The sequence below is a fragment of the Microbispora sp. H11081 genome, from assembly GCF_012999535.1.
Classification (GTDB): domain Bacteria; phylum Actinomycetota; class Actinomycetes; order Streptosporangiales; family Streptosporangiaceae; genus Microbispora.
This window is the reverse complement of sequence record NZ_JABBWV010000007.1, coordinates 135,075-150,519: the sequence shown is the minus strand read 5'-3', so window position 1 is coordinate 150,519 and position 15,445 is coordinate 135,075. Positions and strand designations below refer to the sequence as shown.

Genomic DNA, 15,445 nt, shown 5'->3' with positions numbered 1-15,445 from the left:
CATTTGACATCCCGCAATGACTGGTTGTTCATGATTGCGGTCATGAAGCGTACGCGTGGTGACAGGACGCCGGAGGCGGCGTCCCGGGGGAAAAGCGGTTAGAGCCAGCCGTTGCGGCGGAAGGCGCGGTGCAGGAGCGTGCAGGCGACGACCATCACGCCGAGCACGACCGGGTAGCCGTACACGGACCTGATCTCGGGCATGTGGTCGAAGTTCATGCCGTAGATGCCGGCGATCATCGTGGGGACGGAGATGATCGCCACCCAGGAGGAGATCTTGCGCATGTCCTCGTTCGCGAGGGCGTTCGAGCGCGCCAGCGCGGCCTGGAGGATCGAGTCGGACAGTTCGTTGGACGACTGGACCTGCTCGCAGACGCGGGACAGGTGGTCGCCGACGTCGCGGAAGTACTCGCGCATGTCCGAGGGGATGCTGCGCCGCTGGGGAAGGGCGTTGAAGGGGGTCAAGAGAGGGCCGACCGCCCGCTTGAGCTCCAGCATCTCGCGCTTGAGCTGGTAGATCCTGTTGATGTCGCGGGAGCTGACCTCGGCGAAGACGGCCGCCTCGACCTCTTCGAGCTCGGCCTGCATGAGGTCGGCCACGTGCAGGTACTTGTCCACGACGTGGTCGGCGATGGCGTGCAGGACACCCGCCGGGCCGCGGTTGATCAGCTTCGGCTTCGCCTCGAGCTTCTCGCGGATCTCGCCGAGCGGGCAGTAGCGGCCGTGCCGTACGGTCACCACGAAGTCGGGGCCGACGAACACCATGATCTCGCCGGTGCCGATGATCTCGCTGGTGGCCGCCGACACCTCGTGGTCGAGGAACTCGACGGTCTTGAGCACGACGAACAGCGAGTCGCCGTACCGCTCCACCTTGGGCCGCTGGTGCGCCTTGATCGCGTCCTCGACGGCGAGCGGGTGCAGGCCGAACACCTCGGCCAGCCACTCGACCTCGGGCGCGGCGGGCTCGTGCAGACCGACCCAGACGTACGCGTCGGGCACTTCGTTGGCCTCGTTGTGCTCGCGGACCAGCCGCACGGCCTCCGGTATGCCACCGGCGGCGACCTTCTCGCCCCCGACGTACGCGCCGAACTCGACGAGCGACGCGCTCGGCGGCACGCAGCGGATGACGGAATCGGCACTCACCGGAGCGGCGCCCAGGTGCGCGGGCAGGACACGACTGTGCCTGCTGATGCGAGGAAAGAGCAGAGAGGAGCGCATGGCGGTGCCTTCCCGCCCGAGCCGGCACGCCCTACGCGCGACGTGATGTCACCCCTTCATACAGGCGTGAGCTGCCTCTCGGGCTTCAGTTTCGGAGTGGTCGGGAATGCGCACGACGTACGTGCGCCAGCACGTACTGACAGGATCACCAGAATTCATTCCAGACCACCTCCAATCACCACGAGACAGCGCGAAGCCTGTCTAACTTACCACATTGCCGCTCGGCGACCTTTCCAGAGTACCCGCGTCAAGTGCCGCCGATCATGCACTTCTTGCCAAAAACAGCCCGAACAAACTAGTCATCTATGTGTATCTCTGCCTAAAAAGGGCATTCCCCCGTGCCCGCAACGGGCGGACCGGAACCGGTCCCCGCCGGCTCCCGGAGACCGCGAGGCGGCGAAACACTGCGACAATGGTCCGGTGCGCGTACTTGTCATCGGTTCCGGGGGCCGGGAGCACGCTCTGTGCCGGGCCCTGCGGCTCGACCCCGCCGTCGTAGAGGTCCACTGCGCCCCCGGCAACGCCGGCATCGCGGAGGTGGCCACCCTCCACCAGGTCACGCCGACCGACGGCGCGGCGGTGACCGCGCTCGCGGAGCGCCTGGGCGCCGACCTCGTCGTGATCGGCGCGGAGGCGCCGCTGGTCGCCGGCGTCGCTGACGCCGTCAGGGACGCCGGGATCGCCTGTTTCGGCCCGTCGGCGCGGGCGGCGCAGATCGAGGGGTCCAAGGCGTTCGCGAAGGACGTGATGACCGCCGCCGGGGTGCCGACCGCGCGGGCGCACACCTGCACCACCGAGGACGAGGCCGCGGCGGCGCTCGACGCGTTCGGCGCGCCGTACGTCGTGAAGGACGACGGCCTGGCCGCGGGCAAGGGCGTGGTCGTGACCGACAGCCGCGAGGAGGCCCTGGAGCACGCCAGGGCGTGCGGGCGGGTCGTCATCGAGGAGTATCTCGACGGTCCCGAGGTGTCGCTGTTCGCGCTGTGCGACGGGACGAGCGCCGTGGCGCTGCAGCCCGCCCAGGACTTCAAGCGGGCCTACGACGGCGACAAGGGCCCCAACACCGGCGGCATGGGGGCCTACACCCCGCTGCCCTGGGCGCCGGAGGACCTGTCCGAGCGCGTCATGGAAGAGGTCGTGCGCCCGACCATGGCCGAGATGGCCAGGCGCGGCATGCCGTACACGGGAGTGCTGTACGCCGGGCTGGCGCTGACCTCGGCCGGCCCCCGGGTGATCGAGTTCAACGCGCGGTTCGGCGACCCGGAGACCCAGGTCGTGCTCGACCGGCTGGAGACCCCGCTCGGCGAACTGCTGCTCGCGTGCGCGACCGGCACGCTGGCCGGGCGCCCGCCGCTGCGGTGGCGTGACGGCGCCGCCGTGACCGTGGTGCTCGCCGCGGAGAACTACCCCGCCGACCCCGTGAAGGGCGACCCGATCGCCGGACTGCCGGTGACGGCCGAGGGCGCGTACGCGCTGCACGCGGGCACGGCCCTCGACGAGAACAACCGGCTCGTGTCGAACGGCGGGCGGGTGCTCAACGTGGTCGGCACTGGCACGGACGTCGCGGAGGCCAGGGCCCGGGCGTACGAGGCCCTGGAGCAGATCACCATGCGCGGCTCCCACCACCGCTCCGACATCGCGCTCGCCGCGTCCTCCTGACCCCTGACGATCGGTGATGTCCGCGTAACGGTTGGTGCACGACTCGTACGCGGACATACCATCTGATCAGCGAAGGGGGGCGGCGCATGGCGATGGTCTCGTCGTGGCCCTCGGTGCGGCGGGAGTGTCCGGTTCCCTCGTTCGTGGCCGGTCACATCGAGGCACGGCTACGGACTCTCCCCCTGCTCAAGTCACGGTGAGGGGCTGGGAAGATGGTCCTGTGAAGCACGTGCACTCCGGCAAGGTCCGCGACCTCTACGAAACTCCCGACGGGCTGCTGCTGATGGTCGCGTCGGACCGCATCTCGGCCTTCGACCACGTGCTCGAACCCGGCATCCCCGACAAGGGCGAGATCCTCACCCGGTTGTCGCTGTGGTGGTTCGAGCAGCTCAAGGACGTCGTTCCCCATCACGTGGTCTCGACCGACGTCCCGGCGGAGTTCGCCGGGCGCGGGGTGCTGTGCCGGAGGCTGCGGATGGTGCCGGTCGAGTGCGTGGCCCGCGGCTACCTCACCGGGTCCGGGCTCGTGGACTACCGCAGGGAGGGCGCAGTCTCCGGCGTACGGCTCCCCGAAGGGCTCACCGACGGCTCGCGGCTGCCCGAGCCGATCTTCACACCGTCGACCAAGGCTCCGATGGGCGAGCACGACGAGCCGATGACGTACGACGAGGTCGTGGCGGAGGTCGGCGCGGAGGTGGCCGAGCGGCTGCGCCGGATCACGCTCGACGTCTACACCCGCGGGGCCGAGATCGCGTTGGAGCGCGGCATCATCCTGGCCGACACGAAGATCGAGCTGGGCTACGACGCCGACGGCGTGCTGACGCTGGGAGACGAGGTGCTGACGCCCGACTCCTCCCGCTTCTGGCCGCTGGACCAGTGGGAGCCCGGCCACTCCCAGCCGTCGTTCGACAAGCAGTTCGTCAGAGACTGGCTACTGTCCCCCGAGTCGGGCTGGGACAGGTCGTCAGGTGAGGCGCCCCCGCCGCTCCCTGACGAGATCGTCGAGCGCACCCGCAGCCGCTACGTGGAGGCGTACGAGCGGCTCACCGGGGAGCGTTTCCGAGGGTGAACCGCGGCTGAACCGCGGCTGAACCCGGGCCGAATCACACAGGTCACGCCAGTAATCTCAAGTGACCCGTTCCCCCGCGCGTTCCGGGGGTAGTTCCACCCCGAAACTCCCGGTACAGCGGCTACTCTAGGCCGGTCGTCCTCGCGGACGACTCGGCCGCCGGCTGACGGGAGTCTCCCGCCCTTCCCCCATACATAGGAGTCGAACCCATGGTCCGTTACCGCGTGCGCGGTGGCAATGTACTGCGTGGAACCGCCTTCATCCAGGGCGCGAAGAACGCCGTACTGCCCATGATCGGGGCGGCGCTGCTCGCGTCCGAGGGCCGTACGGTCCTCAGGAACGTGCCCGTCATCGAGGACGTGCGCCGGGCTGTCGAGCTCGCCCAGGCCGTGGGCGCCAAGGTGGAGTTCCACGAGACCGAGCGGACGCTCGTCATCGACGCCTCCCGCCTGACCAGCCCGGTCCTGCCCGCTGAGATCGCCCGCCGGTTCCGTGGATCGGTGCTGTTCGTCCCCGCGCTGCTCCACCGTCTCGGCGAGGCGATCATCGAGGGCATCGGCGGGTGCAACCTCGGCAGCCGCAACCTCGACTTCCACTACCTGGGTTACAAGCGCCTCGGCGCGATGGTGGACGAGGGCGAGGCCGTCATCCACATCAAGGCCGCCGGCCTGATCGGCGCGCCGCTCTACCTCGACACCCCCTCGCACACCGGCACGGAGAACCTGATCATGGCCGCCGCGCTGGCGCGGGGCACCACCATCATCGAGAACGCGGCCCTCGAACCCGAGGTGCTCGACGTCATCACGATGCTGAGCCGGATGGGCGCGCGCATCAGCGGCGGCGGCACGGGCTTCATCACGGTCGAGGGCGTGGACGAACTGACCGCGGTCGAGCACACGGTCATGCCCGACCGCCTCGACGCGGGCGTGTTCGCGATGGGCGCGGCCATCACGGGCGGCGAGGTGAGCCTGGTCGGCGCCTCGCTTGAGCACCTCGGCGTGGTCCGGTGGAAGCTGGAGCAGATGGGCGTGGAGTTCGAGAACCACGGCGCGGTACTCCAGGTCCGCCGCAACCGCCCGCTGCGCCCGATCAACGTCATCACCGACACCTATCCCGGCTTCGCGACCGACCTGCAGTCGCCGCTGATGACCGTGGCCTGCCTGGCGGAGGGCTCCAGCTACATCCACGAGCGCATCTTCGACGGCCGCTTCGCGCTCGCGGGCGAGCTGAACAAGATGGGCGCGAACGTCGAGGTCGAGGGCAACCGGGCGGTCGTGCACGGCCCGACGCCGCTGCGGGGCGCCGACGTGACGGCCCATGACCTTCGGTCGGGGATCGCCCTCGTGCTCGCCGGCCTCGCGGCGGAGGGCGAGACGACCATCGGGTCCGGTTATCTCATCGACCGCGGGCACGCCGCGCTCGCCCAGCGTATGCAGGCCCTCGGCGCGGATGTGGTGCGTGAAATTTCCACTTCCGACGAGGGCTGAGGCCGGAAACCTTTACTAATGGCCTGACCAGGGGAGACCGTCCGAATTACGGAACCGCCAGGACTACCCAGAATGCTATTCCGGTAAATCTGGGCGTGACATTACGGCCTTAACCAGCGATCGTTCCAAAGAGAAGCCACAACAACGAGGGCGACGTGGGATGGGACGAACATTGGTCGAGCGCACGGAAGACACTCCGCGCGGGTCACGTTTGGGCACGGTGACACCCGACCTCACCATCGGCGTGGTGGGGTCGCACGATCTGGTCGAGCGGGTGATGCTCATGGGGCACTCGGCTGCCCCGGTGCCCTGCCGGCTGGTCGCCGCCGCGTACCGGGATGAGCAGGAGGCGGCGGACAAGGTGACCAGGCTCGGGCCGGGTGTGGACGCGTGCCTGTTCGCGAGCCCGGTGCCATTCGAGCTCGCACGGCGTGCCGGGGTGTTGACGATGCCCGCCACGCACGTGCAGCTCGGCGGGGCCGCGCTCGTGGCGGCGGTCGCGCGGGCCGCGCTGGACGAGCGGATCGATCCGCGCCGGGTGAGCGTCGACGTGCTCGGCAGGCCGGAGATCGACGAGGTGTACGCGGACCTCAACCTCTCCTCCGGGGAGGTGCACAGCCGGGACGAGCCGGGGCCGGTCGGCACCATCACGGCCTTCCATGAGCGGTTACTCCGTCAGGGGGCCACCACGGGCGCGCTCACCTGCGTCCAGGGCGTGGCCGACCGGCTGACCTCCGCCGGGCTGCCGGTGGTGCCGATACGGCCGACCTCCGCGGCCGTCCGTACGGCGCTGCACACGGCGGCGCTGCTCGGCGCACGCCACCGGCTGGAGGAGTCGCAGCTCACGGTCGTGCTGGTCGAGGTGCCGACGCTGCGCGAGCCCGTACGGCGGGCCGCGCCGCGCTACTGGCGGGACGAGCTACGGCTGTCGCTGCACCGGCTGCTCGTGCAGGAGGCCAACCGGATCAACGCGAGCGTGTGGCCGATCGACGACCACAGCTATCTGGTGGTCGCCACCAAGGGCTCGATCGCGACGGCCACGGACGGGTTCCGAATCCTGCCGTTCGCCGCCAGGATCCGCGAGGAGCTGGGCCTGGCCGTCGAGGTGGGTGTTGGCATGGGCCGCACCACGCACGAGGCCGAGACGCACGCGAGGGGCGCGCTCGCCCGCACCCAGGGCGGCAAGCAGCCGCAGGGGTTCGCGGTGGACAGGGAGGGCCGCGCACTGGTGCCGCCGCCCAGGATGCCGCCCCAGCCCGGCGGCCCGATCAAGCCCAAGGGTGTCGAGGTTCTGGCACGCCTGGCCGCCAAGCTGGAGGGCGGGGACACGGTCGTGGACGCGGAGGGCGCCGGGCGCATGCTCGGGGTGACTCCGCGTACGGCCAGACGGTTGCTGCGCACGCTGGTTGACGAGGGACTCGCGTGGCCGCTTCCGCCGAACCGCACTCCCCAGCCCGGGCGGCCGCGGCAGCTCTACCGGCTCATCGTGGAGAAGCTGAACCGGTGATAGGCGTCTAAAAGGGACGCTCTATTGTCATGACCCATGGAACGGAACGGTCATGACGTACGGGTGTGGCTGGCGTTGGCCGCCGTATACGTGGTGTGGGGCTCGACGTATCTCGGCATAGCCATCGCCATCCGCACCCTTCCGCCGATGACGAGCGGCGGGCTCCGTTTCGTCGCGGCGGCGCTGATCCTCGGCGTGGTCCTGCTCGTCAGGGGCGTGCCGTTCAGGATGAGATGGCGGGAGTTCGGCGGCGCCGCGCTGGTCGGGCTCCTGCTACTCACCGGAGGCAACGGCATGGTCGCCGTGGCCGAGCAGCACATCTCCAGCGGCCTGGCCGCGCTGCTCGTCGCCTCCATCCCGCTGTGGCTGATCGTGCTCAGGATGGTCTGCCGCGACCGGCCGCACGTGCTGACGGTGGCCGGGGTGCTGGTCGGCTTCGCCGGCGTGGCCTTCCTCTCGCTGCACGGCGGCAGCGCGTCGGGCAGCGGGGCGGGCATCATCGTGGTGCTGCTGGGCTCGCTGTCGTGGTCGCTCGGGTCGTTCCTCTCACCGCGGATCCCGATGCCGGCCAACCCGTTCGTGGCCAGCACGATCGAGATGGCGGCCGGCGGCGCCGCGCTGCTCGCGCTGGGCGCCGCGCAGGGCGAGCGGCTGCATCTCGGCGCCGTGAGCGGGGAGTCGTGGGCGGCCCTCGCCTACCTGGTGGTGGCGGGCTCCCTGGTCGGCTTCACGTCGTACGTCTGGCTGCTCGGCCACGCGCCGATCTCGCTCGTGTCCACCTACGCGTACGTGAACCCGGTGGTGGCGGTGATCCTCGGCGCGGCGATCCTGGCGGAGCCGGTCACCGCGGCCATGCTCGTCGCGGGAGGCCTGATCGTCGTGGGCGTGGCGCTCGTGGTGTCCACGGAGCGCCGCGGACCCGCCGTCCAGGTGCCCGCGGCCGACGGCGGGCCGGAACGCGTCCCCGATCCCCAGCCGAACGCGTAGGAGGCCGGTCGCCCTGGGCCGTGGCGGCGTTCGCGGTGGCCGCCGGGTGATCCTCAGCCTGCGCTGAGCCGCCGGAACGCCTCGGCGGCGGCGAGGAAGACGTCGTTGGCCTCGGAGTCGCCGATCGAGATCCTGGCCCCCTCGCCCGCGAAGGGGCGCACCGCGACCCCCACGGCCGCGCACTGTGCCGCGAACTCCATCGTGCGCTCGCCGAGGCGCAACCAGACGAAGTTGGCCTCGGTGGGCGGGACGGTCCAGCCCTGCGACAGCAGCGCCTCCCTGACGCGAGCCCGCTCCTTGATCACGTTCTCGACCCGCTCCTGCAACTCGTCCTCCGCCTCCAGGGAGGCGATGGCCGCGGCCTGGGCGAGGTGGTTGACCGCGAAGGGCAGCAGCGTCTTGCGGACGGCGGCGGCGACCGGCTCGTGCCCGATCAGGTAGCCGACCCGCAGCCCCGCCAGGCCGTACGCCTTGGAGAACGTGCGCAGCACGGCGACGTTGGGGCGGTCGCGGTAGAACGTGAGGCCGTCGGGCACGTCCTCGTCCCTGACGTACTCCCGGTAGGCCTCGTCGAGGACGACGGTGACGTTCTCCGGCACGCGGTCGAGGAAGCGCGCGATCTCCTCTGTCCGGTTCACCGTGCCGGTCGGGTTGTTTGGGTTGCACACGAAGACCAGCCGCGTCTCTGGCGTGATGGCCTCGGCCATCGCGTCGAGGTCGTGCGTCTCGTCGCGCAGCGGCACCTCGACGGCGTTGGCGCCGGACAGGCCGACCAGAAGCGGGTATGCCTCGAAGGAACGCCAGGCGTAGACCACGTCGGCGCCCGGCTCGCCCACCGCTTCGAGGATCTGCTGGGCGACCGCCACCGATCCGGCGCCGAGCGCCACGTGGTCGTAGGGCACCCCGAGCCGCTCCGCGAGCGTCTCGGTGAGCCGGACGGCACCGGGGTCGGGATAACGGTGGATCTCCGTCGCCGCCCGGGCGATCGCCTCCACCACCGACGGCAGCGGCCCGAACGGGCTCTCGTTGGAGGACAGTTTGTAGGACCGGCCGTCCGGGGAGACCACGGCCTTGCCGGGCTTGTAGGCCGGCATGGTGTCGAGGATCGAGCGGAATCGAGGCATGCCCCCACGATAGGAGATGCACCGGTCGAGGCGGCACCCCGCACACCCCCTGCGGACGGCCCGCGGCGTCCCTACTTGTAGTAGGCGTACAGCGTCTTCCAGCTGCCGGCGTACTGGCAGTTGAGCGACGGCTTGGCGGCCTTGGTCTCGGAGCAGACCTTCAGCTCGACCTCGCCGACCTTCTTGATGGTGAAGGAGAACTTCTTCTTCGCGCCGTACGAGCAGACCCGGTAGTTGCGGTACGCCAGGTGCGGCGTGTTGGCGGAGTCGAAGTAGCTGACGCGGAACAGGGCCCAGCCGCAGGCGGTCGACTTGCGGTTCAGGCTGGTGACGGTGCCCGCGACCTTGACGTACGGCGCCGGCGAGCTGAGGTCCTTCTTGGCGGCGGCGGTCAGCGAGCCGGTCACCTTGGCCTTCGACCCGGCGGCGTAGTAAGGACCCCAGGACTTGGCGGCGGCGGCCTGGACGGCGCCGGCCTGCGTGGTCCCGGCCTGCGTGGTCCCGGCCTGGGCGGCGGTCGCGGTCGCGAGCGGGGCGAGAGCCAGGATGCCGGCCGCGAGCGAGATGCCGGCGAGGGAGCGGGTGAGGGTCATGGCTGGGGTTCCTTTCCTTTGTTCGTCGCACGCAGTCTGCGCCGGGACGCTTTCAATCCCCTTGACGCCCGCTGAACCTCGCCGGATCACCTGGGCGATCGCACGATGCCCGGGGCGACTGCCGTGGCGGGCGCGCGGGCCCGCCACGGCCGTTCACTCCCGATGCGCGGGCAGTTCCGGCCGGTCGTCGGTCCAGCCGATCGCCTGGTAGGAGGTCGAGGAACGCAGCTCCGCCCGCCGCCCGTCCGCGAGCGTGGTCGTGTTCGTCCTCACCTCGGCGAGAGGCAGGCCGGTGGCGGGGTCGACCACGAGCAGGACCCGGGTGAACAGGCCCGGCTCGATCTCCTGCCGGTAGCCGAGCGCCTGCCCGCGCCGGCCGAGCGGGTCTGTCGTCTCGCCCTCGGCCCGGATGCCGGGCAGCGACGCGAGGATCCGGTAGGCCGACGCACGGGCCTCGGGCGAGGCGGGCAGGCGGCTGATGACGTCCAGGCAGCCTTGCAGAAGGAGTTGCGCCCTCGACTCCTCCGCGTCCGCGCCGGGGTCGGGGTCCGCCGCCAGCCGCCGGGCGGCGCGCTCTTCCAGGTAGCTCCGGAGGGCGCCGGGCTCACCGGGGATGGCCTTCACCTCCTGCCAGGTCACCAGTTCCCCGGTGAGTTCACCCGCCGTCCCCTTCCACCTGCCGTGCAGCCGAGCGGCGGTGCGCTCACCGGCCGCCGCCTCCAGCGGCCCGAACGGGACGGCGAACAGCTGCTCCGTCTTCATGTCCTTGGGGTAGCGCCAGCTGGTAGGCGCCCCCGCCGCCCGCCAGGCGGCCTCGTCCCGCGGGGTCGCGGGCTTGACGCCGAGCTCCTGCCAGATGCTCCAGCTCCGCAGATCAGGCCGCTTCGCCAGCCATCGCTCTTCTGAACGCCCTTCCTGGAGCACGTACGCACGGGTGGGGTCGGTCAGCATCACCTGAGTGACCATCCCTATGCGCCAGTAGGCGCCGTCCGCCGGGGCGCGCTCCATGGCGACGGCGGCGGCGAGCAGGATCTGCCGGGCGGTCGGCCCGGCCGTCGCGGGCACCGACGTGGCAGTCACCGACGTGGTGGGCCAAGGCTCGACGGAGATCGTGCTCCCGGACAGCACGGCGGGGACGGCGACCGCCGCCGCGGCGGCCACGGCCAGGCTCAGCCCGGCGCCGACCAGGCGGCCTCGGAGCCTCTTCCGCCCGGGTCCTGGATCGCTGACCGTGGCGGTCGCCGCCGCTTCGGCCAGCAGCCGGGCACGGCCCGCCTCGACCACTGCGAGTGGGGGTTCATGCGTCCCCAGCAGCAGGAGCACCGCGTCCACGTGGCGCGGTTCGACCAGATGACGGGAGTCCTGGTCATCGTGCAGCTCATCCATCGGATCCTCCGGATTCAGCAGTGAGGTCGTCCAGCGCCGCGCGCAGCCTCCCGCGCACCCGGTGGAGCCGGGAGGCCACGGTGCCCGGGGGGATGTCGAGCGCCTGCGCGATCTCCTCGTAACTGAGATCGCCGTATGCGACGAGAAACAGCACGTCTCGCTCGCCGTCGGGCAGCCGGCTGAGCTCCGCGGCGAGCCGGCGCCCGGCGCCCGCCGCGCTCACCCGCGCCGCGACGCGGTCCGCGTGCTCGCCCTCTGCCGGGTTCTCCACCGGCACCCTGGCCAGCGCCTCCAGCCTCCGGGCCTCGCTGCGGCGATGACCGGCCAGGAGATTGGTGGCGATCCCGTACAACCAGTGGCGTACGACGCCACGGCCGGGATCGAAATGATGTCGTTTGCGGAACGCGACCAGGAACGTCTCGGACGCGAGGTCGTCGGCGGCCTGCGCTCCTACTCGTGCCGCGACATAGCGGTAGATGTCCGCGAAGTAGCGGTCGTACAGCGTGGCGAAAGACTCGGGCCGATGCCGTGACTGCTCGATGAGCGCGGCGTCGTCAAGTCTTCCTGGCGAATCGGGGGGAGCGGTCATCCGCATGGCGTCCCTTCTTTCAGGTACACCGTCAATCCGCCGCAGCGTCCGATCCACTTCGCGCCCGTGCGAGGGCGGGGATCGCACCTATAAAGCTGTCCTCCTCATCGTTCACGTCCGGAATTTCGGATTAGAGACCAGTAAGATCCAGCGGCATGTGGCGGAAAGCGAGAATCGTGATGGCCGGTGTCTGCGTGGCCGGCGTGAGCGTCGTACCCGCCGCGGCCGGGTCCGCGACCGCCGCCACCGCGCGGACGGCCCCCGCGACCGTGAAAGCCGCGGCCCTTACCGAGGTCGAGAAGGCCGGGGCGGAGCAGAGCGGGGCGAAGAAGGCCGGCGCGAAGGGCAAGCCGTACTGCGCCCGCTACAAGTGCATCGCCCTCACCTTCGACGACGGCCCGTGGCCCTACACCCCTGCGCTGCTCGACACGCTGAAGAAGCACAAGGCGAAGGCCACCTTCTTCCTGCTCGGCAGGAAGGTGGAACACCGCCCGGAGCTCACCCGCCGGATCCACGAGGAGGGGCACGACATCGGCAACCACACGTGGACCCACCCCTCCCTCACCACACTGACCGACGGTGAGGTGTTCGAGGAGATCTCGACCACCTCGGAGATCATCTACCGGACGATCGGCGAGCGGCCCGAATACATGCGCCCGCCGAACGGCGCGACCAACTCCAGGGTCTCCGCTCTGATGGCCGACCTTGGGCTGCCGCAGATCCTGTGGACGGGGTCCACGCTCGACTGGCAGGCCCGCGACACCAAGGTGATCGCCAAGCGCACGCTGAAGCTCGCCAAGCGCAACGGCGTGATCCTGCTGCACGACATCGTCCCCGAGACGGTCAAGGCCATGCCGGGTGTGCTCACCGCGCTGGAGAAGGAGCACTACAAGTTCGTCACGCTGACGACCCTGCTCCAGGGCCGCACGCTGCGTCCCGGCCAGATCTACCCGCCGCGCGGCAAGTAGCCGGATTCGGGCGCCGTCCGCGGGTACGGCGCCGGGGGCGTCAGCGCGGGTCCTGGCATCGAGGGCGCGGGAGGGAGCGCCGCCGTCTCCGGTGGGGCGACGCGGGCGGCGTCGGCCGTGAGCGAGCGCTCCAGCGCCGCGCGCATCCGCGGTTGCAGGGGCCGCTCGACCAACCGGTGCACGCCGTACGCGACCACGACCACCGCGGCCACGGCCACGGCCAGCGTGAGGCGGTTGCCCAGCACCGGGTGGAGCCACTGGATCAGCAGGAAGCCCACATGGTGGTGGAAGAGATAGAGCGGGTAGGTCAGCGTGCCGAGGAAGGTGAGCCACCGCCAGTCGAGCCCGTCGAACACGCCGACCGCCACGAGGATCATCACCAGGAAGATCAGCGAGATCACGCCCACCACGAGCGCCGAGCCCAGCGCCTGCCCGAACTTCCGGAACGCCGCCGGCTCCCCGGCGAGCGCCGAGTGGAGCCCGAGCGCCCAGCCCACGGCCACGAACAGCCAGGGGAACAGCGACCCGCCGAATCGGTGGACGAGATAGAGCGCCATCCCCGCGATGAAGTAGGGCGCGCCGAACGGGACGAGCAACTGCTTCAGCAGGCCGGCGTCCGCGCGGTCGGCGATCGCGAGCAGGATCACCCACGTCCCCATGAACGCCAGGCACCTGCGGTAGGTGATCCCCACGGCCGCGAGGCACGCGATGAGGGCGTAGAAGACCAGTTCCTGCCACAGCGTCCAGTAGACGATCTCCAGGTCGCGCACGCCGAAGCCGTGCTGGAGCATGGTCATGTTGACGAGCAGTTCCGTGAGGCTCGGCCGGTGGTCGGTGATCAGTCCGCCGACGGCCAGGCCGCCGAGGACGAGCACGCTCGCCCAGTACGCGGGGAACAGCCGGGAGATCCGCGACGCCGCGAAGTGACCGGGGGTCTGGCCCCAGGCGCTCATCAGGATCACGAATCCACTGATCAGGAAGAACAGGCACACGCCGTACAGGCCGAACGTGGTCACCGCGCTCATCGCGGGGAAGGCGTTGGACGTGCCCCAGGCACGGGTCTCGCCGAAGTGGAACAGGACGACGCCGAGTGCCGCGCAGAACCGCAGAAGGTCGACCACGCGCAGCCGGGACGGTCCGGGGAGGTTGGCCGGCGCATCCGAGATGCGGGGGGCCGCAGCCAGCATAGGCCGGAATATATCCTGAAAGATTCCTGAGAGTTGCGACTTCTGCGCCGACCTCCCGAAACGGGCACTTTCTCGCGTTCCGCCCCCGGGCGCACGCCGTCAGGTGCGGAGCATGGGCGGGTGCAGCAGCACGGCGGGGCCGCGGCGGTAGAGCATGGCGGGCCTTCCGCCGTCCCGGGTCGTGGTGCGCCCGGTGGGCATCAGGAAGCCCTCCGTCTTGGTGACCTTCCGGTGGAAGTTGCGCGGATCGAGGGGTCGTCCCCAGACGATCTCGTAGACACGGCGCAACTCGGCGACGGTGAACTCGGACGGGCAGAACGCGGCGCCGAGCGAGGTGTATTCGAGCTTGCCCCTGGCCCGCTCCACGCCGTCGAGCATGATCCTTCGGTGGTCGAAGGCCATCTCGGTCAGCTCCGCCACCGGCTGCCAGCTCATGTGGGCCTCGGTGGAGGCGGGCAGGTCGGGGGCGAGGCCCAGATAGGCCACGCTGACGACCCGCTGGCGCGGATCGCGGTCGGGGTAGCCGTAGGTCTGGAGCTGCTCCAGGTGGACCGGCGCGCCCGGCAGGCCGGCCCGTTCCGCCAGCACGCGGGCCGCCGCGGCGGGCAGGTCCTCTTCGAGCTTGATGAAACCGCCGGAAAGCGCCCACCGGCCTTCGCACGGCGGCCTGTCCCTGCGCCAGACGAGGGCGCTGAGCTGCTGGGACCTGACGGTGAGCACGACGAGATCCACGCTGACGGGAATACGCGGGATCATGCCCAGCACGCTACAGGACGCGGGCCGCACCTCGAGCCTCACCTCGGGCCGTACGCAGCGGCCCTGGCCCGAGGTCATGGGGTGTCTCTCCCCTGACGTCGCCCGGGCCGGCGCGGTCGGGCGCCGGGCGACGTGCCGCCGGGAGCGTCAGAGCGCCTGCGTGGGCTTGACGTAGGTCACCCGGAGGTTCAGGTAGGTCGCCACGCCGGCGTCGTGGGCGCGGACGGCCAGCAGGTTGCAGCAGTCCAGGTCGGCCACGGGCACGACGACGTCGATCGCCCCGGCGGCGCACTTGCCGCTCTTGACGGTCTGCAGCAGGTCTCCGTTGAAGTAGACCTCCGCGTCGTTGTCCACCGTGCCCTGGATGCGCACCTGCTGCGCGTCACGCGGCAGGTGCACCCAGTGCCGGACCAGGAGATCCGTGTTGACCGCCCACGGCGTCTTGACGCTGGTCTTGTTGTTCCACGAGCAGGTGCCGTTCGTGGTGCCGAAGCCCGCCTGTCCGGTCGGCCAGGCGCTGTCGTCGAATCCCCGCCCTGCGAAGCCCGGCACCTGGGTCGTGGCGGGCACCTGGCGGTACGTCCAGCCCGTGCTGTCGTAGCCGAGCGCCGTGACGACGGTCGCACGCTCGCTCGGGGCCTGTGCGGCGGTGGCCGCGGGGGCGGCCAGGACCGTCGCGGCCACCAGCGCGCCCGCCGCGAGACCGGCGGGCAGGTGACGGAGTCGGTTCATGGGCGGTCTCCTTGTCGATCGTCCGATGCCCTGATGCGAGGGGCATCTCGAAGCCGGCGTGAGCCGGCCTGGGGTCGCTCCGGCCCGTGCGGCAAGATCCGCCGGGCGGCGCAGGCAGCAGGAGATCAGCGGGCGGGATCGGCCGCGCGGACGGCCCGCCGGGACATTGTCCGTTCCTTGCGCG

Annotated in this window: 14 protein-coding genes; 6 read left to right on the top strand and 8 right to left on the bottom strand. The window is 70.6% G+C overall.

Going from position 1 to position 15,445, the window contains the following annotated elements:
• Positions 1 to 98 precede the first annotated feature (98 nt).
• Positions 99 to 1,142: a magnesium and cobalt transport protein CorA gene (locus HHX31_RS19600; RefSeq protein ID WP_311932073.1), complete on the bottom strand. Its 1,044-nt coding sequence runs from the start codon at positions 1,140 to 1,142 to the stop codon at positions 99 to 101.
• A 495-nt stretch (positions 1,143 to 1,637) separates the two neighbouring features.
• Between HHX31_RS19600 and purD the strand changes: the two genes are divergently transcribed.
• The 5 genes from purD to HHX31_RS19575 all read left to right on the top strand — a co-directional run bounded on the left by purD (position 1,638) and on the right by HHX31_RS19575 (position 7,926).
• On the top strand, positions 1,638 to 2,876 hold the full coding sequence (gene purD, locus HHX31_RS19595; RefSeq protein ID WP_169949755.1) for a phosphoribosylamine--glycine ligase: 1,239 nt from the start codon (positions 1,638 to 1,640) through the stop codon (positions 2,874 to 2,876).
• Positions 2,877 to 3,072: 196 nt separating this feature from the next.
• The gene (locus HHX31_RS19590; RefSeq protein ID WP_396711302.1) at positions 3,073 to 3,945 is read left to right on the top strand and encodes a phosphoribosylaminoimidazolesuccinocarboxamide synthase; all 873 of its coding nucleotides are present in this window, start codon (positions 3,073 to 3,075) and stop codon (positions 3,943 to 3,945) included.
• A 209-nt stretch (positions 3,946 to 4,154) separates the two neighbouring features.
• A complete protein-coding gene (murA, locus tag HHX31_RS19585) occupies positions 4,155 to 5,432 on the top strand; it encodes a UDP-N-acetylglucosamine 1-carboxyvinyltransferase (RefSeq protein WP_169949753.1) in 1,278 nt (425 codons plus the stop codon).
• Between the two features lie 262 nt (positions 5,433 to 5,694).
• Positions 5,695 to 6,939 carry a transcriptional regulator gene (locus tag HHX31_RS19580; protein ID WP_169949942.1) on the top strand — a complete coding sequence of 415 codons (1,245 nt, stop codon included), beginning with the start codon at positions 5,695 to 5,697 and terminating at the stop codon, positions 6,937 to 6,939.
• Between the two features lie 36 nt (positions 6,940 to 6,975).
• A complete protein-coding gene (locus HHX31_RS19575) occupies positions 6,976 to 7,926 on the top strand; it encodes an EamA family transporter (protein WP_169949752.1) in 951 nt (316 codons plus the stop codon).
• Between the two features lie 53 nt (positions 7,927 to 7,979).
• Here HHX31_RS19575 and hisC read toward each other — a convergent pair whose 3' ends face one another.
• From hisC to HHX31_RS19555, 4 genes are all read right to left on the bottom strand, one after another.
• Positions 7,980 to 9,050 (bottom strand): histidinol-phosphate transaminase, encoded by a 1,071-nt coding sequence (gene hisC / locus HHX31_RS19570; protein WP_169949751.1) that lies wholly within the window; start codon positions 9,048 to 9,050, stop codon positions 7,980 to 7,982.
• Between the two features lie 71 nt (positions 9,051 to 9,121).
• Positions 9,122 to 9,643 carry a hypothetical protein gene (locus HHX31_RS19565; protein ID WP_169949750.1) on the bottom strand — a complete coding sequence of 174 codons (522 nt, stop codon included), beginning with the start codon at positions 9,641 to 9,643 and terminating at the stop codon, positions 9,122 to 9,124.
• A gap of 153 nt (positions 9,644 to 9,796) precedes the next feature.
• Entirely contained in the window at positions 9,797 to 11,029 is a 1,233-nt protein-coding gene (locus HHX31_RS19560) for a CU044_5270 family protein (protein ID WP_169949749.1), read from the bottom strand.
• Positions 11,022 to 11,624: an RNA polymerase sigma factor gene (locus HHX31_RS19555; protein WP_311932072.1), complete on the bottom strand. Its 603-nt coding sequence runs from the start codon at positions 11,622 to 11,624 to the stop codon at positions 11,022 to 11,024. Before HHX31_RS19555 ends, HHX31_RS19560 begins: the two co-directional genes overlap by 8 nt.
• Positions 11,625 to 11,821: 197 nt before the next feature.
• On the opposite strand from HHX31_RS19555, the gene HHX31_RS19550 reads away from it, so the two are divergent.
• Positions 11,822 to 12,586 (top strand): polysaccharide deacetylase family protein, encoded by a 765-nt coding sequence (locus HHX31_RS19550; protein ID WP_169949748.1) that lies wholly within the window; start codon positions 11,822 to 11,824, stop codon positions 12,584 to 12,586.
• On the opposite strand, the gene HHX31_RS19545 is transcribed toward HHX31_RS19550, so the two are convergent.
• From HHX31_RS19545 to HHX31_RS19535, 3 genes are all read right to left on the bottom strand, one after another.
• Positions 12,565 to 13,773, bottom strand: coding sequence for an acyltransferase (locus tag HHX31_RS19545; protein WP_169949747.1), 1,209 nt, complete (start codon positions 13,771 to 13,773; stop codon positions 12,565 to 12,567). The genes HHX31_RS19550 and HHX31_RS19545 overlap by 22 nt on opposite strands.
• A gap of 99 nt (positions 13,774 to 13,872) precedes the next feature.
• Positions 13,873 to 14,529 carry an NrtR DNA-binding winged helix domain-containing protein gene (locus tag HHX31_RS19540; RefSeq protein WP_169949940.1) on the bottom strand — a complete coding sequence of 219 codons (657 nt, stop codon included), beginning with the start codon at positions 14,527 to 14,529 and terminating at the stop codon, positions 13,873 to 13,875.
• 147 nt (positions 14,530 to 14,676) lie between these two features.
• A complete protein-coding gene (locus tag HHX31_RS19535; RefSeq protein WP_169949746.1) occupies positions 14,677 to 15,261 on the bottom strand; it encodes a hypothetical protein in 585 nt (194 codons plus the stop codon).
• Between the last annotated feature and the right edge of the window lie 184 nt (positions 15,262 to 15,445).